The following is a 19,410-nucleotide window of genomic DNA, read 5'->3' as shown; positions in this document are numbered from 1 at the left end:
TTGAGTGGGGAATTACTTCTCCGTAGAGAAGTTGACGGTGGGGGCTACTTCGCTACCAGCCTGAGCCGTGAAGTAAGGGCGTTCGCGGAAGCCCGTGAGCCCAGCGACGATGACGGTGGGGAACTTGTTGCGGTGCGTGTTGTACTGCTGAGCAGCGTCATTGAAGTCGCGGCGAGCCGTAGTGATACGGTTTTCCGTCCCTTCGAGCTGTGAGGAGAGGTCACGGAACTGCTCGTTAGCCTTCAGATCGGGGTACTTCTCCACGACGACCATCAGACGAGAGAGGGCCGAGGAGAGAGCATCCTGGTTCTGCTGGAAGCGCTTCAGTGCAGCTTCGTCCATATCGTTGGCATTGATCGTCGTCGAGGTAGCCTTGCTACGGGCATTGATGACGCCTTCGAGGGTCTCACGCTCGTGAGAAGTATAGCCCTTGACGACATTCACCAGATTAGGGATGAGGTCACTACGACGCTGGTACTGGTTCTCTACCTGGCTCCACTTGTTCTTGACATTCTGGTCAATAGTGACGAGGCCGTTGTACTTAGAGATCCCCCAGATGGCGAGGATGACGATGACAGCTACTGCGATAGCCCACTTAGGGAATTTCATTGTTTGCTTACTGTTTTAGGCCGTCTCAGGGGAGTGAATCCGGACAAGACGACGGAGGTTAGTGAATACTTACTTCTTGATGTACCATGTACAAAGACTGTGCCAAGGTACACAAATTGTCGGACTTACTTGCGTTGCAGTCCTTTGCCTAAAGAGCCTCCGCATCAAAATCTCCGCCCCCGCATTGGGGACGAGTTGATTGGCAAACGACTATTACTATAGCCCGCTCCTTCGCATGTCATAGGTGGGGGCGTATGAACCTATATGGGTCTGCGAGCGAACCTATATAAGTCGCTCCGCTGAGCTCTATTAGATTGTTGCTCCGCGTAGGGATAAAAGTTGTGGACGAGTGGTAGATAAGTTTGGACTACGTACGTGGCTCTAATATCTACGTACGTGGATATTTGGATTTGCGTACCTGGTCTTTAAGACTACGTACGTAGATAGAGAAAAACCACTATGGGGAGGCGCTTTTTTCTTCGCGAGAATGATGCTTTTCCCTCCGCTGGATGAGAGGAATACGTGCGACAAGGCGAAGGGCTTGTGTATCTCTTCGGAGAGGTATATCGGGGAGCTGGGCGTGCGATGCCTTAGTACAATAAGTAGGGGGCAGGACTCTCGGCCACAGTCTCAATATAGGTCGATATCCCTTACCTCTACTTCTCTATACAGCAAAAAGATACGCCTCCCGCTGCAGGCCTATGAGAGTCGCAGCGGGAGGCGTATGAAGTGAAGGGGATGGTATCGGAGAGGGAGCTTAGCTCTGTGCGTTCTCTAAGAGTGCCTTAGCTGCAGCACGGGTGACGTCGGTGAGCTTGCTACCGCTCTGCATACGTGCGATCTCATCGATGCGCTCCTCTGCAGTGAGGTGACGGATGTAGCTGCGGGTGCTTGCCTCGCCGTGCTCCTTGTAGATGTAGAAGTGGTCTTCACCCGCAGCCGCTATCTGAGGGAGGTGCGTCACCGCCAGGACCTGCATGCTCTCGCCCATGCGGCGAAGGATCGTGGCGATGCGCTCGGCTGTCTCGCCCGAGACGCCCGTATCGATCTCATCGAAGATGATCGTGGGGAGGCTACGGCGGTCAGCGATGAGGGCCTTGATAGCGAGCATAAGGCGGGAGATTTCCCCACCCGAAGCGATCTCTGCTACGGGCTCGGGCTCGATCTCCTTATTCGCGGAGAAGAGGAAGGTGACGTGATCCAGCCCGTGAAGGGTGGGGGCGTCTAAGATATCCTGACGGATGACGAAGCGTACATGAGGCATGCCCAGCTCGTGGAGCGTGGTGATGAGGGCGCCTTCGATAGTGCGAGCGGCCTTGGTGCGGGTCTTACTGAGGGCTTTCCCGAGGCGGAGAACCTCGGCTTCGCGCTTCTTGAGGGCTTCGGAGAGGGCGGTGAGGTGCTCGTCAGAGGAGTTGATTTGCTCAAGACGGCCAGAGAGGTCATCCCTGAGGGCGATGAGTTCGTCGCAGCTCGCGAGGCTGTGCTTGTGCAGGAGCCCACGGATGAGGTCCAGGCGTGCCTCGACCTTTGCCAGACGCTTCGGGCTGAAGGTCACTTCCTCAGCCTCGTCGCTCATCGAGCTCGCCAGGTCCTGGAGCTCGATACGTGCGCTCTCCAGACGCTCGCACCACTCAGCGGCGGGCGTGTGGTAGCGGCGGATGTTCTCGACGGAGCGCAGGGCATGATAGAGGGCGGGTAGGGCGCCGTGCTCGTCATCCTCGAGGGCAGAGGCGGCGCTACTGAGCTCCTCACGGATCTCTTGGGCATGGGAGAGCTGACGCTCTTCCTCTTCGAGCGATTCGAGTTCGCCCGACTCCACTTCGGCTTCCTCCAGCTGGTCGTATTGGAACTGTAGGTAGTCCTGCTCGCGTCTCAGCTCTTCGGCCTCCTGACAAGCCTCTTCGTAGGCACGTTGCTCACTGCGGAAGGAGCGGAAGGCCGCCTGATATTCGCTGAGTAAGGGTAGCTCACCGCTGTACAGATCGAGGACGGAGAGCTGGAAGCCTGCGTCGCCGAGGAGGAGGTTCTTGTGCTGCGAATGGATGTCGATGAGGTATTCGCTCAGACGCTTGAGGAGCTGGAGTGAGGCGGGGGTATCGTTGACGAAGGCGCGGCTCTTGCCCTTGGCCGTGATCTCACGGCGCACGATGCACTCTTCCTCGTCGCTATCGATATCTTCCTCCTCGAGCATGGCCCCCACGGCTGTGTCAAGGTGGGTGAAGCGGGCTTCGATGATGCAGCGTTCAGCCCCAGGGCGGATCGTGGAGCTATCGGCACGCTGCCCCATCAGGAGGGCGATCGCACCGAGGAGGATACTCTTACCAGCACCCGTCTCACCCGTGATGACGGAGAAGTGCGGGGTGAACTGGATGGTGAGCTCGTCGATGAGCACGAAGTTCCGAATGCTGAGACTCTGAAGCATAACTGAGAGAAGCGGGGATTAGCGGAGTGCCTGCAGCTGGTCTCCCGCAGTGGGGAAGAGCTGGCGAAGGCGCTCAGAGAGAAGAAGACGCTCGCTCTGGGGGGCGGAGCGGAAGAGCTGAATAAGCTCGGGGAGCTTGGTCTGCTCGAGGTCGGAGAGTGCGACCGAGCGGGAGCGGATCTTGCGAAGCTCTACGAGCTCCTTGGTGACCTCGAGAAGGACCTCACGGGCCTCCTCAGGGCTGGAGGAGAGGCGGTCTAAGCCCTCGCGGTGGTAGCGGTACCAGCACTGGCGGTAGCGCTCATCTTCCTGCGAGGTCAGGTACTCCAAGCGTCGTGCACGTGACAGACCACGCTCGGTACTGCTCCAGCCCTTCCAGCCGGGGTGACTCATAGCTGAGGCTACGAGGGCGCTCAGGCGAGGCTGGAGGCGACTACCTCCGAGGGGAGAGAAGCTATCAAGATCGCTCGCGATGACGTACAGCGCGTAGAAGGAGCAGAGCGCCACCAGCGGATGCTCGGGCTCCGTCTCCTGATAGGTGAGTGGGTCGCCTGGTAGGTAGGTGAAGGTGATGCTGGGATCGCGCAGGAGGAGTGTCGGGCTCATATAGTCCGTGCCGTAGACGGGGCGACGGGCGGAGATGACCAGCTCGCCTTTGTACTCACCTGCTTCGCTGCGCTCGTGCAGGGTGAAGATGAAGGAGACATCGATCCGCTCACCCTCCTTGTAGGTAAGGTCCGTCCAGCGCGTGCGACCGAGGAGGTCGGTGAGCTGGCGACGCAGGCCCTCGTAGTGTATCTGCCCTTCGCTACCCAGCGCCTCTGTCCGTAGCTCTACCGTCGCCCGCAGCTCCTGCGCTCGTAGTGGCAGAAGCCCCAGCGTGAGGACGAGTAGGACGAGGTGGAGTAGACGCATCAGGCTTGACTTTATGGGGCGGATGAAGGGGAGAGCTATTCGCCGAGGCGCTTGATGATGAAGCTCGCAATGTCGTGGGCTACAGCATCCTTGCTCTTCAGCTCGTAGGCTTCGATAGAGCCCTCACGGTCGAAGATCGTGACCTTATTCGTCTCATGGGCGAAGCCAGCACCAGCATCTTGTAGGCTATTCAGCACAATAGCATCGAAGTGCTTGGCGTGCATCTTACGCTTAGCCTCCTCGACACCGGCATTGCTCTCGAGAGCGAAGCCGACGAAGAACTGCTCGGGGCGCTTGCGAGCGCCGAGCGTAGCGGCGATATCGGGGTTGCGGACGAGCTCAAGCTCCATCTCCGCCTGCCCCTCACGCTTGATCTTCTCCGTGTAGTGATAGCGTGGGCGGTAGTCGGCGACGGCAGCCGAGAAGATCGCGATGTCAGCCTCCTCGATGACCTCCTCCGTAGCCTGCAGCATCTCTTCGGCCGTCGTCACACGGGTGGTGCGGACAGCTTCGGAGGGCTTGAGCGACGAAGGGCCGAGGATGAGGTCGACCTCTGCTCCACGGCGTGCGAACTCCTCCGCCAGAGCGATACCCATACGGCCCGTAGAGTGATTGCCGATGAAGCGCACGGGATCGATAGGCTCGTGTGTCGGCCCAGCCGTGATGACTACGCGACGCCCCTCATAGTCGAGGGTGGAGGAGAAGAAGTCTTCGAGTGCAGCGACGATACCTTCGGGCTCTTCCATGCGACCCTTGCCGACCAAGTGGCTGGCAAGCTCGCCTGACTGAGGCTCGATGATGAAGTTGCCACGCTGGCTCAGTAGATCGAGGTTGTCCGTCGTCGAGGGGTGGGCGAACATATCCAGGTCCATCGCAGGAGCGACGAAGACGGGAGCCTTCATCGAGAGGTAGGTTGTCAGGAGCATGTTGTCCGCTACACCGTGCGCCATCTTCCCGATGGTGGCGGCGGTAGCGGGTGCGATGACCATAGCATCTGCCCACAGACCGATGTCGACGTGGCTATTCCACGTGCCGTCACGTCCGCTGAAGAACTCGCTGATGACGGGGCGTGAGCTCAGTGCCGAGAGCGTGATGGGTGTGATGAACTCCTTCCCCGCGGGGGTGATGACGATCTGTACCTCCGCCCCCTTGCGCACGAGAAGACGCGTCAAGACGGCGGCCTTGTATGCCGCGATACTCCCCGAGATGCCGAGGACGATGTGCTTACCGCTGAGGATGCCCATTATAGCTTACGTGTCTCTTGGTAGAGGCGGGAGAACCAGCGCTTCGTCTCGAGCGGGAACTGTGCGCCCATGACCCAGTTGTAGTACCCAGAGTCCTTACGGAAGACCTCCGTGACGGGGACACCCTTGTACTTACCGAAGTTGATGACGATCTCGTCCTTGTCGTTGTACGCCAGGCTCCCAGCGAAGTCCACACGACGCCCGTGGGTAGAGAATTCTGCCAGCGCGGGGATATCGTTCTTGAGGTCTTCGGGATAGCGGTCGAGCTGGGCTTCGAGGACTTCGAAGGTGGCCAGCGTGTCCGCCTCAGCCGAGTGGGCATTCTCCAGCGTCTTGTCGCAGTAGAACTTGTAGGCAGCCTCGAGAGTGCGGCGCTCCATCTTGTGGAAGATCGTCTGCACGTCGACGAAGTGGCGGTCATCGAAGTCCACTGCGACGCCAGCGCGGAGGAATTCCTCGACGAGCATCGGTACGTCAAAGCGATTGGAGTTGAAGCCCGCGATATCACAGCCCTCCAGCCAAGCATAGAGGCTGCGCGCTACCTGCGCGAAGGTGGGGCAGTCAGCGACATCGGCATCCGTGATGCCATGCACGGCAGAGGCCTCTGCGGGGATGGGTATCTCGGGATTGATGCGTCGGGTCTTGGTCTCACGCTCGCCGTCGGGGCTGATCTTGAGGATCGAGATCTCGACGATGCGGTCACGAGTGATCTGTACGCCCGTCGTCTCCAGGTCAAAGAAGACGATCGGGCGCTTTAGATTAAGCTTCATGTATGCAATAGGTGTAGTGCTCCTCGGCTACTATTCGCCTAAGAGCTTCATGGGGATGATCAGGGCAGTGATGTCGATACCTTCATCGCTGGTGAGCGGGGTGATGACACCAGCACGCGTCTGGTCGTTGAGGCTGAACTGGATCTGCTCGCTCGCTACGTTCTGCAGGAGGCGCTGCAGGTAGCTGAAGTCGAAGCCGATACGCAGACGCGTACCAGCCTGCTGGCCAGAGCAAGAGATCGTCTCCTCAGCAGCGATCGAGAGGTCAAGGTCCTGACCGGTGATGCGGATCGAGTCATCAGCGAAGTCGAGGATCACGAGGCTGCTGGCGCGGTTCGAGAAGAGCGAGACGCGCTTCGAAGCGAAGAAGAGCTGATCCTTGTCAACGATGATATTGTGCACCGAGCTGGTGGGGATGACGGAGTTGTAGTTGGGGAACTTCCCTTCGAGGAGGCGTGCCGTGAGCGAGCCGCTGGGCATAGAGAAGCTGGCGTTGCGCCCGTCGAAGCTGATGGTGACCTCGCCTGCTTCCTTCGCGAGGATCCCGCGGGTCAGGAGCTGTGCGATACGAGCGGGGAGGCAGAAGGAGGCCGTCTCACCACACTTGATGTTGGAGTCGGTGTAGCGCACGAGGATGCGGCCGTCGGAGGCTACCGTGATGAGCTTCTCGGGGAAGAAGTCGAGATAGACCCCCGTCATGATGGGACGCGTGTCGTCATCGCTGGCAGCGTAGAGGGTACGCTCGAGGCCCTTCAGTAGGCTCTGAGCGGGCATGACGATGGTGCGAGCTTCGTCAAGCTCGATGCCCTGAGGATAGATGTCCGCAGAGGTAGAGAGGAAGCTGTAGTGCCCGTTGCTATAGGTGATGGTAGCCTTCCCGCCTTCGCTATCGACGTCGATTTCGATAGGCTGGTCGGAGAGCTCCTTGATAGCGTCGAGGATGATGTTGCTTCGTACGGCGAAGGAGCCATCTTCCCCGAGGTTGTTGACTTCGAGAGCGCAGGTCAGGCGGTTGCTCTGGTCTGCGGCGGTGAGGGTAAGTATGTTGCCCTGAAGCTCGAAGAGGATGTTTTCGAGTACGGGGACTGCTGCTACACTTTTCTGATTGATGACCTTGGCTACAGCCTGGAGCTGCAGGAGCAGGTCGTTGCTGGTGACAGTAAATTTCATGCTGTGCGAATGTAATTTTTGTAGTATACAAATATACGGAATTCCCGCTGGATCAGCGCTATGCTACGAGAGGCGCGCCATCAGCCACGCCCCCTCCTTGAGCCTCCGTGCGAAGGGACTTCCTTTTACTGCCTTATGACACCACCGCCGCACCATAGCGATGCCTCAAGCTTCCGCCCTATTTGCGCTCAGCAATGCGCCAAAGAAAAGTCGTCCGAGTAGCTCCTATTCTTTCCTTCTCAAGGAGATGTTTCCCCGAAGCTCTACGGCTATTCTTCGGTCTACGTGCCTGGTCTTTAAATCTACGTGCGTAGATCTTATGATCCTCCTGCGTGGTCTTTATGACTACGCACGAAGACGAAGGTTTTTTACTACTGCTCTGCTACTTTTCCTGAGCTGAAATGCGGCTTTCTTCGAGGTGAGTCGGAGCTTTTCTTCAAGAGAAATGATGTGCCATTTCGTATGGCGAAGTGTCTATAAACAAACGCTCCCCAATAGCGTCCTTATCGAAGGAACCGCTATTGGGGAGTGCTGAGATGGGGTTGAGCTTACGCTCGGAGGGGCGTGGCGCTTAGAGGTCTTGCTTGATGTCCTCCAGCTCGACGAGCTTATTCATGATCGCATAGATCGTCAGGCCGCTGGGGCTGTGGATCTGGAGCTTCTTCGAGATGTTGCGTCGGTGGGTGATGACGGTGTGGGTCGAGAGATAGAGTTGCCCCGCGATCTCCTTGTTCGTCATGCCCTTGACGACGCAGATGATGATCTCACGTTCGCGTGGTGTGAGGGTCTGTGAGTCCGAGGCGAGGGGCGCTGCTGAAGGCTCGCTCTGCAGGAGTTGGTCAATGGTGTCGGAGATCTGCGTAGGGGAGTCGGCGAGGTGAATCGCAGCGTCGAACTCCTTGAGGATGCCCGTATCATATAGCCCGTAGCACAGTGCGATGAGCTTCGTGTGCTCAGGGAGATGAGGGAGGCAAGCCCGTGGGGTGGGACCCGTCAGGAGGGGATTGATGATGAAGATATCCGCAGAGATGACCGAGGCGATGTCTTGCCACTCACGACGGTTGTCATCGAGGAGGTAGATGATCTGAGCTTTATAGTGGAGGAGCTTGCGCAACTGAGCCTCCAGCCCCGATCGGACGATGGAGGACGGCTCTGCGACAGCTATCTTGATAGGCGTGACCATGGGATATATCAGCTTGGGTGGGGTAGAGTAGAGCGGGTCCTTGGTCTATAGTGATGCCCGCTGTGGGAAGTGAGAGTAGGCGGTGTGACCTTAGGCCTGCTGGCTCTCCAGATATTCGATGAAGGGCGTGAAGATCGCGTCCTCGATATAGTTGTGACCCGCGAGGTCGACTTCGACGGCGAAGATATCGTTGAGCACGGCGGTCATCTCGTAGCCCGTCGGAGCGGTGTAGTACTTGATCAGGAGGTTCTTAAGCTCGGTGATCTTGAGCTCGATCTGATCGTGACGCTTGATGAAGATACCGATGTTGTAGTTGCTGTCGCGCTCGCCCGCCATGAGCTTGCGGGCATAGGGGAAGACGACTCGGTCCTCATAGTTCATATGCTTACGCACCTCTTCGGCGTACTCATCGAAGAAGCGGCGTATGACATACATTAGGTCTTGGGGGCAGTTCGACATCGCCGAGAGGAGGCGCTGGCGGATCAGCGGTAGGCGGAAGTCGAGGAAGTAAGAGTGTGAATTGATCAAGTACTTCAGCAGGCTATCCAGATGTACCGAGGCGATGAGCTCAGGCGTGGGCTCGTATCCATCGATGATCGAGCTATTGAGGAGGAGAAGCAAGGTCTTGACATCGACACCATGCTCTTGGCATACCTGGCCGATGCTTTGGTCACCAAAGCCCAAGGGGATGCCGAAGCGCGAGATGATGAGCAGTGCGCTGGCGCTGCCTAAGATGACGTCACTGATGCGGGTATGAGCCGTGAAGGGCGTGACGTAGGTGTGACCTTGGAGGTGTCTGTATGAGTTCATTGATCAAGTCGTTGAGGGATACTGTGGAGGCTGTGCTTGGAGGCTCGCCCGATGAATGTAGGGCAAAGGTAGAGCATTATCCTACCGAGTACAATCCACTTAATTAGGTAGATGGGGCGCAGATAATCATTACAAATGGGTATTGTGGCCTCTCTGGGGTTGGTCTACCTTTGCATTGTGAGAGTGATACGGCTTTAGCAAGCAATTGACTCTTGTAAATAGTAAACCGTTTAAGTGATAAATCGAATGACCTGGCTATCTCGGGAGAGATGGCCAGGTCAGCTTTTATACCTATCCTTCGACTACGCGAAACTCGCTCGGTAGCGTGGGCATAGCACCGTGATGGCTGCAGACGAAGGCGGCGACACGTGTGGCCAGTGCGACAGCCTCCAGATGACTTCTCCTGGCTAATAGGGCCGAGACAAAGCCTGCGGTGAAGGAGTCGCCAGCACCTACCGTATCGGCTACCTCGATGCAGGCCGATGGATGGAAGACACTTCCCTTCTCATGATAGATCGAGCATCCGTCTGCTCCGCGGGTTAGGATAACTGCGCGCAGACTGTAATCGGTGAGCACCTGACGACAGACGGCCTCCATATCACCCTTGAGCCCCAAGAGGCGTGCGACGATGGGTACCTCCTCGTCGTTGAGCTTCAGGATATCTGCGTGCTCCAGTGAAGTGTGGATCGTCTCTCGAGTATAGTACTGCAGGCGGAGGTTGATGTCGAAGATACGCAGGCTTCCCTCGGGCATCGCCTTGAGGAAGCTGAGGATCGTCGTGCGAGATGCCTCGTGGCGCTGAGCGAGCGAACCGAAGCAGACGGCATCAGTGCGCTGTGCCAAAGCTCGGAGCTCGTCGGTGAAGGCGATATGATCCCATGCGACGCCCTCGGAGATCTCATACGTGGGGCTTCCCGTAGCAGAGAGGGTGACCTGTACCGTGCCGGTGGGGTAGTCTGTATCTTGTAGAATGGCCGGTAGCTGGCGTGCCTGGAGCTCGGCCTTGATCTCTTCACCTAAGGCATCACACCCGATAGCGCTGACAGAGATAGCTTCGTGCCCGAGCTGCTGGCAGTGGTAGGCAAAGTTGGTCGGTGCGCCACCAAGGGCCTTGCGGTCGGGGAAGACATCGAAGAGCAGCTCACCGATGCCGACGATAGTATACTTCTTCATTGGGTAGAGTCAATAGATGGTGTGTGGATGGATCGGATGAAGGAGGGGCTATCGGCGTCAGAAAGGCTTCTTGGTCTTCGTGACTTTCGTGGCTCTCTTGGCGAAGAGTCGTGCGAAGAAGCCTTGTGCTTGAGATGCTGCCACACCGATGAGAGCGGGGGCGAAGATCTCCCAGATGGAGAGTACATAGGGGATGTACTTGCTGTACTTGCCGAGCTTCCCATGGGTAGAGTCAGCTCCACCTGTACCGATGAAGCGCTGATGGCGAGTGGACTTATAGCCGAGTTTGTTGAGGATGGTGCCGACGACGGGGATGGTCGTAGCATAGTTGATCGCCTCACCTCGGACATAGGAGGTGACCAGCTGAGAGCCGTGGTCGCGGATATAAGTCAAGCCACGTGCGACCTCGGGGAAAGTCTCATCCTGTAGTAGGAGCGTCTGATAGCGAGCCTGCTCAAGGACGAGGTACGAGCCACGCTGGTGCATAGCGCGGGAGGGACTATTGTAGCGCTGCTTGCGGAAGGTGGGGATGAGGTCGAGACGCACATTCAGACGCTGTATCTGAGCGAGTGCGCGGCGGGCGACGATATCACGTACGATCTTGGCGATCAAGGGGCGTAGGAGCACTGTCAGCAAGATGAGCCCGACATAGCCAGCTGCCAGATAGAGGAAGCCTATCGCAGTGGATTCGCCACTCCATGTGCCGAGCGCAAAGCCCAGAGCGATATTCAGCGCGAGGAAGAGGAAGAAGAAAAGGAAAGCAATCAGCACCCAGAAGACGATCTTCGCGGTGCCACGGGCTATCGATCCTCCCAGTGATAGGGCCGTGATATCGATACGCTCACGGCTGAGGTGACCGAGATGATAGACAAACTTAGGTAGTGAGAATCCACTTTGCTTAGACTTCATATGCGCTATGTATACTTAGAATATATGGAGGGAGAAGAAAGCGAGGCGAATACACGGAGCTACAGACCTCCCTGTGGGGAGCGCTGCTCTCGTGTATTCGCCTCGGCCTTTTAGGACTGACTTCGCGTGCGAAGACTAATCGTTGTCTTCAATCTCATCGAGCAGATCGTTAGTCTCTTCGGTGAGCTTGTTGCGGTAGCGATTATAGCGGTCCTTCGCTTCGTAGTACCCTTCGACGATGCTGTCGCGAGCGCGCTCTACGCTGCTGGAGAAGTTATCCGAGAAAGCTTCGCGCTTACGACGGTCAGAGAAGTAAGCTGCGGCTGCCCCTGCGGCTGCGCCGATGAGCACACCGAGGAAGAAGTTTCCATTTGAGCACTTAGACATAATCCTTGTTCGATTAGAGATTAATATATGTATGAACAGTGTAAAGGTAAGATTATTTCTTGACTATACACTGTATTTGTAGACGAACTCACTAATGTAGATAAGTATCTTACGACCCTCTCTCCAGCGAACCCAGTAGATGGGATTGCTTTCGGAGGCCTTAGAGACCTTCGCCCATTCTTCCTCTTCGATGACCTCTTCGCTGTCGGGGAGTGCATTGTAGTCTATACCCTGTATCTTCATCCATTCGCCCTGGACATCGCGGATGAAGAATCCTCTCCCGAAACTGTCTTGTATGAGGGTGATCTTCTTTGCTGGGTCAGCCTTCGGGCTGGGGTAGAAGTCCAAAGGGAGACGTTCGCCTTCCTCTCCTCTCGGCACGTACGTATAATATTGCTGGAGGAACTTCCCCGTGCTGTCGATCTGGATATGGGCACTACTCTCGAGGGTCTTCCATTCATCTCCGACGCGTACTTCGATAGGCTTGCCCGCCTCTGGTCTCTTGCAGAAGAAGGCGTAGCTCAGCCCATTCCAATAGTAGACGAAGATCTTACCATCGAGTAGGGGATCGCGCGAAAGGTCGTTTTCCTCGTTATGGATATCCATGTAGAGGGTGCCGTCAGCATTCTTGAGGTAGTAGTGTGCGGGGCTACTGTTGGGGCCATCCGTGGAGCAGAAGAGCGTAGCGACGAATGTGTAGCCGTCATCCTCATTCATAGTCTGTTGACTATTGCTTTGCTCTTGCTTCGTAGAGCTACAGGATATATACAGGAGTGTAAGAAGCCCCAATAGTAGGGTCGTCGTAATCTTATTCATGTGGCAAATCTAAGGAAAAAGCTCTACCACACTATCATCTCGTAGAGGGAGGAACTGAATAAGGTAGGCTTCCCCGCCTCGTGGTCGAGGGTGGGGAAGCCTTGCTTTATGACTCGTGTGAGGTGAGCTGCTTTTAGCGCTACGCTTAGCAGCCGTACTTGAAGTAGAACTCCGTCTGTGGTGTGAGGATCTTGTCTCCCTTTCTCCAGCGAATCCAGTAGATAGGATTCTTTTCGCTGAGCTTGGAGATCTTCTCCCAGCCCTCTTCATCGACGATAGCATCTTCGGCATAGAGTGGGCCGTAGTCAATGCACTCTTGGATCTTCATCCACTCGCCTTGGATCTCACGCACGAAGAAGTCCTTCATGCCGACGCTGTCTTGCATGAGGGTGATCTTCTTTGCTGGGTCGGCCTTCGGGCTGGGATAGAAGTCGATGTCAAAGGGCTCGTTTTGTAGACCCAAGGGAGAGAACATATAGTCCTGCAGGTACTTCGACGTGCTATCAACGTGAATGCTGGGGGCGCGCTCAAGGATCTTCCACTCATTGCCTACTCGTACCTCGATAGGCTTCCCCTCCTCAGGCTTCTTGCAGAAGAAGGCATAGATCTCGCTATCGGGGAAGTAGATGAAGATCTTTTCGGAGAGTAGCGAGTCGCTGAAGCCCTCCTCGTCGGAGTAGCCGATATTGCAATAGACCGTGCCATCAGGATTTTTGAGGGTATAGAATATGCTGGTGGTATCGGTTTCCGAGGGGTGAAAGAGAGAGGCGATGAAGTCATAGCCACTGTCATTGCTTTGCTCTTGCTTCGTAGAGCGGCAGGATACACACAGGAGTGTAAGGAGCCCAAGCAGGGCCGTCGTAATCTTATTCATGCTGCAAATCTAAGGAAAAAGCTCTACCACACTATCATCTCGTAGAGGGAGGAACTAAATAAGGAAGGCTTCCCCGCCTCGTCGTTGAGGGATAGGGAAGCCTTGCTTTTGTGTTGATGTGTTAGCTATATGCTGCAGCCGTACTTGAAGTAGAACTCCGTCTGGGGTGTGAGGATCTTGTCTCCCTTTCTCCAGCGAATCCAGTAGATGGGATTCTTTTCGCTGAGCTTGGAGATCTTCTCCCAGCCCTCTTCATCGACGATAGCATCTTCGGCATAGAGTGGGCCGTAGTCGATGCACTCTTGGATCTTCATCCACTCGCCTTGGATCTCACGCACGAAGAAGTCCTTCATGCCGACGCTGTCTTGCATGAGGGTGATCTTCTTTGCTGGGTCGGCCTTCGGGCTGGGATAGAAGTCGATGTCAAAGGGCTCGTTTTGTAGACCCAAGGGAGAGAACATATAGTCCTGCAGGTACTTCGACGTGCTATCAACGTGAATGCTGGGGGTGCGCTCAAGGATCTTCCATTCATTGCCTACTCGTACCTCGATAGGCTTCCCCTCCTCGGGCTTCTTGCAGAAGAAGCCATAGATCCCGTTATCGGGGAAGTAGATGAAGATCTTTTCGGAGAGCAGCGAGTCGCTGAAGCCCTTTTCGTAGAAGCCCTCTTCGTAGGAGTAGCCGATATTGCAATAGACCGTGCCATCAGGATTTTTGAGGACGTAGAATATGCTGGTGGTATCGGTTTCCGAGGGATGAAAGAGTGAGGCGATGAAGTCATAGCCACTGTCATTGCTTTGCTCTTGTTTCGTAGAGCGGCAGGATACACACAGGAGTGTAAGGAGCCCAAGCAGGGCAGTCGTAATCTTATTCATGCTACAAAACTAAGGAAAAACCCATGGTTCACTCGTAGCTCCGCCCTATCAGTGCCTTTCGAAAGCGCGACGAGGTAGCCTGCTTAGTACCGCAAGGGGGAGCTTCATAGCGGTTGAGCTATCCTACCAATAGGCGTACTTGTCGTAGAAGTCCGAGAGTGGCGTGAGTAGCTTCGTCCCCTGCCTCCATCGGATCCAGTAGGTCGGATAGGTTGAGCTGCGCTGGGATATTTCTTCCCAACTCTCTAACCCGATCTCGCCGACATAGTGGGTAAAGTAGGAGCTGTAGTCGATACATAGCTGGAGCTTCATCCATTCACCACGGATCTCGCGTATGAAGAAGTGCTTGATCTCAGAGCTATCTTGTCGTATCTCAAACTGCTGTGATGGGTCTTCTCGTGGGACGAGGTAGACGTTGACCAGACGCGATTCCTGCCCCTTCTCTATCTTCGGGCTATACATGTAGCGCTGGAAGAACTTGACGGTGCTATCGACACGGACGGACTCGGTATGGTTTAGGAGCTTCCACTCGTCTCCGACAAGGATCTGGAGGGGCTTCCCCTTTTGGGGCTTCTTGCAGAAGAAGCCGTAGGCCTCATTTGCCCAGTAGAAGACAAATATTTTCTCGCCGAGGACAGAGTCTACACTGGGACCACCGTCTACAAGGACTACATTGCTATTGTAGATCGTGCCGTCAAGGTTCTTGATGAGATAGTGCATGCCATCGGCTTCCACCTTGCCATTGAAAAGCGTGGCGACGAAGTCGTAGCCCATGTCTTTGCTTGGCTTGATGAGGCGGCAGGAGGAGCTGAAAAGGATGAGTAGCCCAAGGAGGGCTGTCGTGAGCTTCTTCATAGCGCAAAGCTAAGGAAAAACGCTTGCCCCATATTGAAAGCATTCCCATAGCCTATAAAGCAAGTCTTCCCCATCTCACAGCTGCGGGATGGGGAAGACTTGCGGACATAAGGGATATGCTTTATGCTTAGCATTCGACGTCTCTGTACTCCAGGTAGTCCTGTGGGATCAGGACCTTGCTCCCATCACGCCAGCGGATCCAGTAGGTAGGATTATCCTTGCTCACCTTGCTGAGCTGGTCCCAGTCTTCATATTGACAATCGTAAGATGCGCTATCTGGCTCCAGAAAGAGGTCGTTGGTTGAGAGGTCGACGCATAGCTGGAGCTTCATCCACTCGCCTTGGATATCGCGTATGAAGAACACCTTTGCATCGTTGAGCTTGTCTTGCTTCAGGGTGATGCGCTTGGCTGGGTCTTCCTTGGGGGTAGGATAGAAGGCTATAGGTAGCTCCTGCCCGTAGTCTACAATTGGGAAGAAGACTAATTCTTTTGTGAAGAAGTGGCGGGTACTATCTACCTTGATCTGTGGGGTAGGCTCGATCGTCTTCCATTCATCACCGATGAGGATCTGTAAGGGCTTCCCCTCCTCGGGCTTCTTGCAGAAGAAGTGGTAGCAACCCTGATCAGAGAAGAAGAATACAATCTTTCCACTGAGCTTTGGGCTGCCGTCATTGAAGAAGTTATACTCGGCATTCATATCCAGCGTGTCGAAGGGTGTGCCATCGAGATTCTTGATAAGATACTTTGGCTGTGCTGTTGAGTCGACTGTCGGATCAAAGCTGAGGATAGCGATGAGGTCGTAGTCGCTTTCGCTGACCGCTTGGGTGGAGTGGCAGGAGCTGCCGAGTATCATGAGGAGTAGCCCAAGGAGGGCTGTTGTGATCTTGTTCATGGTGCAAAGCTAAGGAAATTCCTATATAGCTTTGTGAAGTGACCTATATTAGGTTGTTGCTCCGCGTAGGGATAAAAGTTGTGGACGAGTGGCAAATAAGTTTGGGCTACGTACGTGGCTCTAATATCTACGTACGTGGATATTTGGACTGACGTGCCTGGCCTTTAAGACTACGTGCGTAGATGCGGAAAAACCACTATTGGTCCGCGCTTCGACCACTATTGCTTCGTGTGTGGACCAATAGTGGTTCACTCAGTGACCAATATAGGTTCGCCCATGGGGCTATAGAGGACAGTAGTTCTATCCTTGTAGGAGGGTGGGGAAGATCCCTCTATTTGTGTGGGCTATCTCTTGTTATGGAGCTTCTGATAAAGGCGGTATTAGTGCGCTCAGGGCGCAGCTTCATAGCGCCCTTGTGAGAGGCTGGAGAGAGAAAAGCACAGCGCGCACGGGCGTGGCATGTGGGGGAATGGAGATTCCTGCTTACCTTTGTGATTAATACGAGGGGGCTTCCGCAGTGCGGACCCTCTCCTAATCGAACACGAAGCATTATGTCGCAAAGCAACGAGCGTGAGCTACAGCTCCTGAGAAAGCACTTCCTCTCCTTGGTCAGCGAAGAGTCGCCGATCATCAGTCGCCCTCTCACCGATCTCTTTCTCTTAGCCGATTGTGCTACGGGCACGCTACATCTCTATGATGACGAGGATAAGGAGATCAGCCACGTCTCCGTCTTCGCTTGGGCAGAGACGGGTACAGAGAGCGAGCCCTCAGAGGTCGCTATCGAGACGCTCCGCGAGCTGGTGACACGCCTCGAGCAAAAGGGCTTCTGGGATCGTCCCTGCTTCGCACGTCCCTTCTCCATTGAGCTCATCCGCCCCGACTTCTCCGTCATCGAGGACCTCCTCTTCCTGGATGAAGACCTCATCAAGATCGAGCCCCCCCTGCTGGATGGTGTAGGTGAAGAGCTGGATCGTTTCTTGGACGAACTTTTGGAAGATCTAAAATAATTCCCTACCTTTGCAACGCATTTGAGGGACGCCCCTCAGGATAGTGCGCCGAAATAGCTCAGTTGGTAGAGCAATTCATTCGTAATGAATAGGTCGCCGGTTCGAGTCCGGCTTTCGGCTCAGTAAATAGAAAACGGCATTGCTTCAAGTGAAGCAATGCCGTTTTGCTTATTCCCCCTCGCCTTCCCTCTGTTACTCGTACTCAAGGAGTAGGCGGATGGGGAAGTGATCGCTATACCCGCCCCGATAGAAGTTGCCTCCGTAGGTGCGCCAAGGTACAGGTGCGCCGCCCCCGCTGAGCTGCGTCGTGAAGAACGGCCGGCAGAAGGTCTCTGCACTCTCTGCCACATAGCGAAGGCGCCCCCGCTGCTGGAGGAGTGAGGCGGTGAGGTGGGCTTGATCAAGCTGAGACCATACGCCCTGATAGCAGTAGCTACCTGGTGGCTCTTGCTTTGTCTTCCGATGAAGGAGGGCGAGAAGGCTCTCGGGTGGGAGGTCTTGCGCTGCCATATCTGCTGTATAGGGGCGACTGCGTAGGGCTTCGTGGGTAGAGGCTTCTTCGGGATCGCCGTTGAAGTCACCGAGGAGTAGGCAGTGTGTCCTTTCTCCGCCTTGCGCCATCAAGCTATCGACCTGCTCTCGAAGGCGCGTGCAGCAGTAGCTGCGGTAGCGAGCTGAAGTCAGTGCTCCGCCACGGCGCGAAGGGAGGTGACAGACGAAGACGTGGAGTGTGTCGCCCGAGGGGACCTCGCCCGTGACACGAAGCAGGGAGCGCGTTCGGCGCAGCGAATCAAAGGGGAAGTGAATAGGGATCTCCTCGGAAGCGATGAGGTGGAAGGTCTCGGGGGAATAGAGGAGCGCTACATTGATGCCGCGCTTATCCTCTCCGTGCGTGATGATATGGCGGTAGCCTGCCTTCTCCCCGAGGACAGTGCGGTGGAGGAGGTCGCTGAGCACAGTGGCATTCTCTACCTCCATGAGGGCGATGAGGTCGGGGAAGGCTTCTCCCCCGACGGCACTGATGACCTCAGCGATATGCTGGATCTTCGTCTGGTAGCGTGCATGTGTCCAGTGGTGCTCTCCAGTGGGAAGGAAGCTGTCATCGTCGTGGGTGGGATCATCTTCGGTATCAAAGAAGTTCTCCACGTTGTAGCTCATCACACGCAGCACCTTCCTCTGCGCCCATAGCTGGGGCGAGGAAATGTGTAGCGTGAGGAGGAGAAAGGCAAGGGAAAATAAGGCTGTGTAGCGATGCTTCATGGTAAGGCAAAAGAGAAGGCGACTACTACATGCTTCAGGAGAGAAGCTGTAGTAGTCGCCTTGCGCTTTAGATTCCGTTAGTCGGAGTGTGCGGCGTGCGCGCTTCGACTTAGAGGTTAGGGTTGACGGTCTTCCAGTCAGCTACTGCGGGGATGACACCCATAGAGATGACTTCGTCGCGCATCTTCACGAGGTGCTCGTAGCTCTTCTTGAGAGCAGCCTTTTCCTCTTCGCTACCCTTGATCTCGTGGCTGTAGTGTACACCATCCTTATCGATGACGGTCTCCATACCCATGACGACGTGGTCGAGACCTGGGATGTTCACGTAGCAGCCAGCAGGCCAGCGGAAGGGAGCACCACCCATAGCAGCACGGATCATCTCGATAGAGACGTATGCAGGGCTCTGGAAGGAAGAGCGACCACGGAGCTTGATGATGTTGGCACCACCCTTGGTGACGCGCTGCTTGATGTCTTCCCACGTTTCGGTGGAGAGCTTGGCGCTACCGATGAGCGAGGAGAGAGGCTCGCCAGCGACAGTAGCACCGCTGGAGAAGACAGCCATAGCTTCGCCGTGACCGCCGTAGGTGCGTGCACCGACGACTTCGCTCTGAGCTACACCGAAGTGCTTAGCCAGCTCACTCTGCAGACGCGTAGAGTCAAGAGCAGCGAGTGTGGTGACCTGCTCGGGACGGAGACCAGAGTGGATCAGCGTCACGAGACCCGTGATGTCAGCAGGGTTGAAGATGATGACGACGTGACGAACATCGGGGCAGTAAGCCTTGATGTCCTTACCGAGCTGAGCGGCGATCTCGGCGTTACCCTTGAGGAGGTCTTCGCGAGTCATGCCGTCCTTACGGGGAGCACCACCCGAGGATACGATGTACTTAGCGCCAGTGAGTGCCTCCTTGATATCAGAGGTGAAGGTCAGGTTGAGCCCTTCGAAGCCACAGTGGCGGATCTCTTCGGCTACCCCTTCGAGGCCAGTGGGGAAGGGGTCATAGAGACAGATGTTGGGGGTGAGAGACATCATGGCTGCAGTCTGGGCCATGTTCGAGCCGATCATGCCAGCGGCACCTACGATCGTCAGCTTGTCTTGTGTGAGGAAGCTCATAACTATTGGATATTTATGATTTGGTTGAGGGTTTCTCTTGTCTCACAAATGTACGCCTTTTCTCTGCGATTGCCAAGGGGGAAAGGGCGCATACATCTCTTGCTCCCACGGCGTGTGCTGGGAGT

The 19,410-nt window shown here is 55.7% G+C and carries 19 protein-coding genes and 1 tRNA gene; 2 read left to right on the top strand and 18 right to left on the bottom strand.

Translation table 11 applies throughout. The features are described 5' to 3' along the window. Positions 1-12: 12 nt before the first annotated feature. The 16 genes from IEX77_RS03115 to IEX77_RS03040 form a co-directional block, all read right to left on the bottom strand. On the bottom strand, positions 13-609 hold the full coding sequence (locus IEX77_RS03115; protein ID WP_188807654.1) for a LemA family protein: 597 nt from the start codon (positions 607-609) through the stop codon (positions 13-15). A gap of 757 nt (positions 610-1,366) precedes the next feature. After that, positions 1,367-3,034: a DNA repair protein RecN gene (recN, locus tag IEX77_RS03110; RefSeq protein ID WP_188807653.1), complete on the bottom strand. Its 1,668-nt coding sequence runs from the start codon at positions 3,032-3,034 to the stop codon at positions 1,367-1,369. Between the two features lie 18 nt (positions 3,035-3,052). Beyond that, on the bottom strand, positions 3,053-3,949 hold the full coding sequence (gene porD, locus IEX77_RS03105) for a type IX secretion system protein PorD (protein WP_188807652.1): 897 nt from the start codon (positions 3,947-3,949) through the stop codon (positions 3,053-3,055). 35 nt (positions 3,950-3,984) lie between these two features. Next, positions 3,985-5,193 (bottom strand): bifunctional phosphopantothenoylcysteine decarboxylase/phosphopantothenate--cysteine ligase CoaBC, encoded by a 1,209-nt coding sequence (gene coaBC, locus IEX77_RS03100; protein ID WP_188807651.1) that lies wholly within the window; start codon positions 5,191-5,193, stop codon positions 3,985-3,987. Further along, positions 5,193-5,963 carry a 3'-5' exonuclease gene (locus tag IEX77_RS03095; protein ID WP_188807650.1) on the bottom strand — a complete coding sequence of 257 codons (771 nt, stop codon included), beginning with the start codon at positions 5,961-5,963 and terminating at the stop codon, positions 5,193-5,195. Before IEX77_RS03095 ends, coaBC begins: the two co-directional genes overlap by 1 nt. Positions 5,964-5,993: 30 nt before the next feature. Further along, positions 5,994-7,133 carry a DNA polymerase III subunit beta gene (dnaN, locus tag IEX77_RS03090; protein ID WP_009432475.1) on the bottom strand — a complete coding sequence of 380 codons (1,140 nt, stop codon included), beginning with the start codon at positions 7,131-7,133 and terminating at the stop codon, positions 5,994-5,996. A gap of 571 nt (positions 7,134-7,704) precedes the next feature. Next, positions 7,705-8,316, bottom strand: coding sequence for a helix-turn-helix transcriptional regulator (locus IEX77_RS03085; RefSeq protein WP_188807649.1), 612 nt, complete (start codon positions 8,314-8,316; stop codon positions 7,705-7,707). A gap of 90 nt (positions 8,317-8,406) precedes the next feature. Then, positions 8,407-9,126: a hemerythrin domain-containing protein gene (locus tag IEX77_RS03080; RefSeq protein ID WP_060935311.1), complete on the bottom strand. Its 720-nt coding sequence runs from the start codon at positions 9,124-9,126 to the stop codon at positions 8,407-8,409. Positions 9,127-9,417: 291 nt separating this feature from the next. After that, entirely contained in the window at positions 9,418-10,299 is an 882-nt protein-coding gene (locus IEX77_RS03075) for a carbohydrate kinase family protein (RefSeq protein ID WP_188807648.1), read from the bottom strand. A gap of 57 nt (positions 10,300-10,356) precedes the next feature. Beyond that, entirely contained in the window at positions 10,357-11,208 is an 852-nt protein-coding gene (locus tag IEX77_RS03070) for a hypothetical protein (protein ID WP_188807647.1), read from the bottom strand. A 135-nt stretch (positions 11,209-11,343) separates the two neighbouring features. After that, positions 11,344-11,595: a YtxH domain-containing protein gene (locus IEX77_RS03065; RefSeq protein ID WP_188807646.1), complete on the bottom strand. Its 252-nt coding sequence runs from the start codon at positions 11,593-11,595 to the stop codon at positions 11,344-11,346. Between the two features lie 63 nt (positions 11,596-11,658). Continuing rightward, positions 11,659-12,411, bottom strand: a complete 753-nt coding sequence (locus IEX77_RS03060) for a hypothetical protein (RefSeq protein ID WP_188807645.1) — start codon at positions 12,409-12,411, stop codon at positions 11,659-11,661. A 145-nt stretch (positions 12,412-12,556) separates the two neighbouring features. Then, on the bottom strand, positions 12,557-13,285 hold the full coding sequence (locus IEX77_RS03055) for a hypothetical protein (protein ID WP_188807644.1): 729 nt from the start codon (positions 13,283-13,285) through the stop codon (positions 12,557-12,559). A gap of 125 nt (positions 13,286-13,410) precedes the next feature. Then, positions 13,411-14,160 (bottom strand): hypothetical protein, encoded by a 750-nt coding sequence (locus IEX77_RS03050; protein ID WP_188807643.1) that lies wholly within the window; start codon positions 14,158-14,160, stop codon positions 13,411-13,413. 123 nt (positions 14,161-14,283) lie between these two features. Then, complete coding sequence (locus IEX77_RS03045; protein WP_188807642.1) at positions 14,284-15,015, bottom strand: hypothetical protein; 732 nt, start codon at positions 15,013-15,015, stop codon at positions 14,284-14,286. 127 nt (positions 15,016-15,142) lie between these two features. Continuing rightward, the gene (locus tag IEX77_RS03040) at positions 15,143-15,907 is read right to left on the bottom strand and encodes a hypothetical protein (protein WP_188807641.1); all 765 of its coding nucleotides are present in this window, start codon (positions 15,905-15,907) and stop codon (positions 15,143-15,145) included. Between the two features lie 551 nt (positions 15,908-16,458). Between IEX77_RS03040 and IEX77_RS03035 the strand changes: the two genes are divergently transcribed. Further along, positions 16,459-16,914: a hypothetical protein gene (locus IEX77_RS03035; protein ID WP_009432506.1), complete on the top strand. Its 456-nt coding sequence runs from the start codon at positions 16,459-16,461 to the stop codon at positions 16,912-16,914. Positions 16,915-16,961: 47 nt separating this feature from the next. Beyond that, positions 16,962-17,034: transfer RNA gene (locus IEX77_RS03030), tRNA-Thr, on the top strand. A 72-nt stretch (positions 17,035-17,106) separates the two neighbouring features. Here the strand turns inward: IEX77_RS03030 and IEX77_RS03025 are convergent. Together IEX77_RS03025 and IEX77_RS03020 are read right to left on the bottom strand one after the other, a co-directional pair. Continuing rightward, entirely contained in the window at positions 17,107-18,174 is a 1,068-nt protein-coding gene (locus IEX77_RS03025) for an endonuclease/exonuclease/phosphatase family protein (protein ID WP_188807640.1), read from the bottom strand. A gap of 109 nt (positions 18,175-18,283) precedes the next feature. Further along, complete coding sequence (locus tag IEX77_RS03020) at positions 18,284-19,285, bottom strand: malate dehydrogenase (protein WP_188807639.1); 1,002 nt, start codon at positions 19,283-19,285, stop codon at positions 18,284-18,286. Between the last annotated feature and the right edge of the window lie 125 nt (positions 19,286-19,410).

This window comes from Porphyromonas pasteri (genome assembly GCF_014647755.1).
Classification (GTDB): domain Bacteria; phylum Bacteroidota; class Bacteroidia; order Bacteroidales; family Porphyromonadaceae; genus Porphyromonas; species Porphyromonas pasteri.
Note: the sequence above shows the minus strand (reverse complement) of the source record. Positions and strands in the feature narration are given on the sequence as shown.

Excerpts from the sequence above, each read along its gene's own strand:
- IEX77_RS03020 (WP_188807639.1), bottom strand. The coding sequence starts at position 19,285 with ATGAGCTTCCTCACACAAGACAAGCTGACGATCGTAGGTGCCGCTGGC.
- IEX77_RS03050 (WP_188807643.1), bottom strand. The coding sequence starts at position 14,160 with ATGAATAAGATTACGACTGCCCTGCTTGGGCTCCTTACACTCCTGTGT.
- IEX77_RS03085 (WP_188807649.1), bottom strand. The coding sequence starts at position 8,316 with ATGGTCACGCCTATCAAGATAGCTGTCGCAGAGCCGTCCTCCATCGTC.
- IEX77_RS03075 (WP_188807648.1), bottom strand. The coding sequence starts at position 10,299 with ATGAAGAAGTATACTATCGTCGGCATCGGTGAGCTGCTCTTCGATGTC.
- IEX77_RS03055 (WP_188807644.1), bottom strand. The coding sequence starts at position 13,285 with ATGAATAAGATTACGACGGCCCTGCTTGGGCTCCTTACACTCCTGTGT.
- IEX77_RS03070 (WP_188807647.1), bottom strand. The coding sequence starts at position 11,208 with ATGAAGTCTAAGCAAAGTGGATTCTCACTACCTAAGTTTGTCTATCAT.
- IEX77_RS03045 (WP_188807642.1), bottom strand. The coding sequence starts at position 15,015 with ATGAAGAAGCTCACGACAGCCCTCCTTGGGCTACTCATCCTTTTCAGC.
- IEX77_RS03065 (WP_188807646.1), bottom strand. The coding sequence starts at position 11,595 with ATGTCTAAGTGCTCAAATGGAAACTTCTTCCTCGGTGTGCTCATCGGC.
- IEX77_RS03040 (WP_188807641.1), bottom strand. The coding sequence starts at position 15,907 with ATGAACAAGATCACAACAGCCCTCCTTGGGCTACTCCTCATGATACTC.
- dnaN (WP_009432475.1), bottom strand. The coding sequence starts at position 7,133 with ATGAAATTTACTGTCACCAGCAACGACCTGCTCCTGCAGCTCCAGGCT.
- IEX77_RS03080 (WP_060935311.1), bottom strand. The coding sequence starts at position 9,126 with ATGAACTCATACAGACACCTCCAAGGTCACACCTACGTCACGCCCTTC.
- IEX77_RS03095 (WP_188807650.1), bottom strand. The coding sequence starts at position 5,963 with ATGAAGCTTAATCTAAAGCGCCCGATCGTCTTCTTTGACCTGGAGACG.
- porD (WP_188807652.1), bottom strand. The coding sequence starts at position 3,949 with ATGCGTCTACTCCACCTCGTCCTACTCGTCCTCACGCTGGGGCTTCTG.
- IEX77_RS03060 (WP_188807645.1), bottom strand. The coding sequence starts at position 12,411 with ATGAATAAGATTACGACGACCCTACTATTGGGGCTTCTTACACTCCTG.
- coaBC (WP_188807651.1), bottom strand. The coding sequence starts at position 5,193 with ATGGGCATCCTCAGCGGTAAGCACATCGTCCTCGGCATCTCGGGGAGT.
- IEX77_RS03115 (WP_188807654.1), bottom strand. The coding sequence starts at position 609 with ATGAAATTCCCTAAGTGGGCTATCGCAGTAGCTGTCATCGTCATCCTC.
- IEX77_RS03025 (WP_188807640.1), bottom strand. The coding sequence starts at position 18,174 with ATGAAGCATCGCTACACAGCCTTATTTTCCCTTGCCTTTCTCCTCCTC.
- IEX77_RS03035 (WP_009432506.1), top strand. The coding sequence starts at position 16,459 with ATGTCGCAAAGCAACGAGCGTGAGCTACAGCTCCTGAGAAAGCACTTC.
- recN (WP_188807653.1), bottom strand. The coding sequence starts at position 3,034 with ATGCTTCAGAGTCTCAGCATTCGGAACTTCGTGCTCATCGACGAGCTC.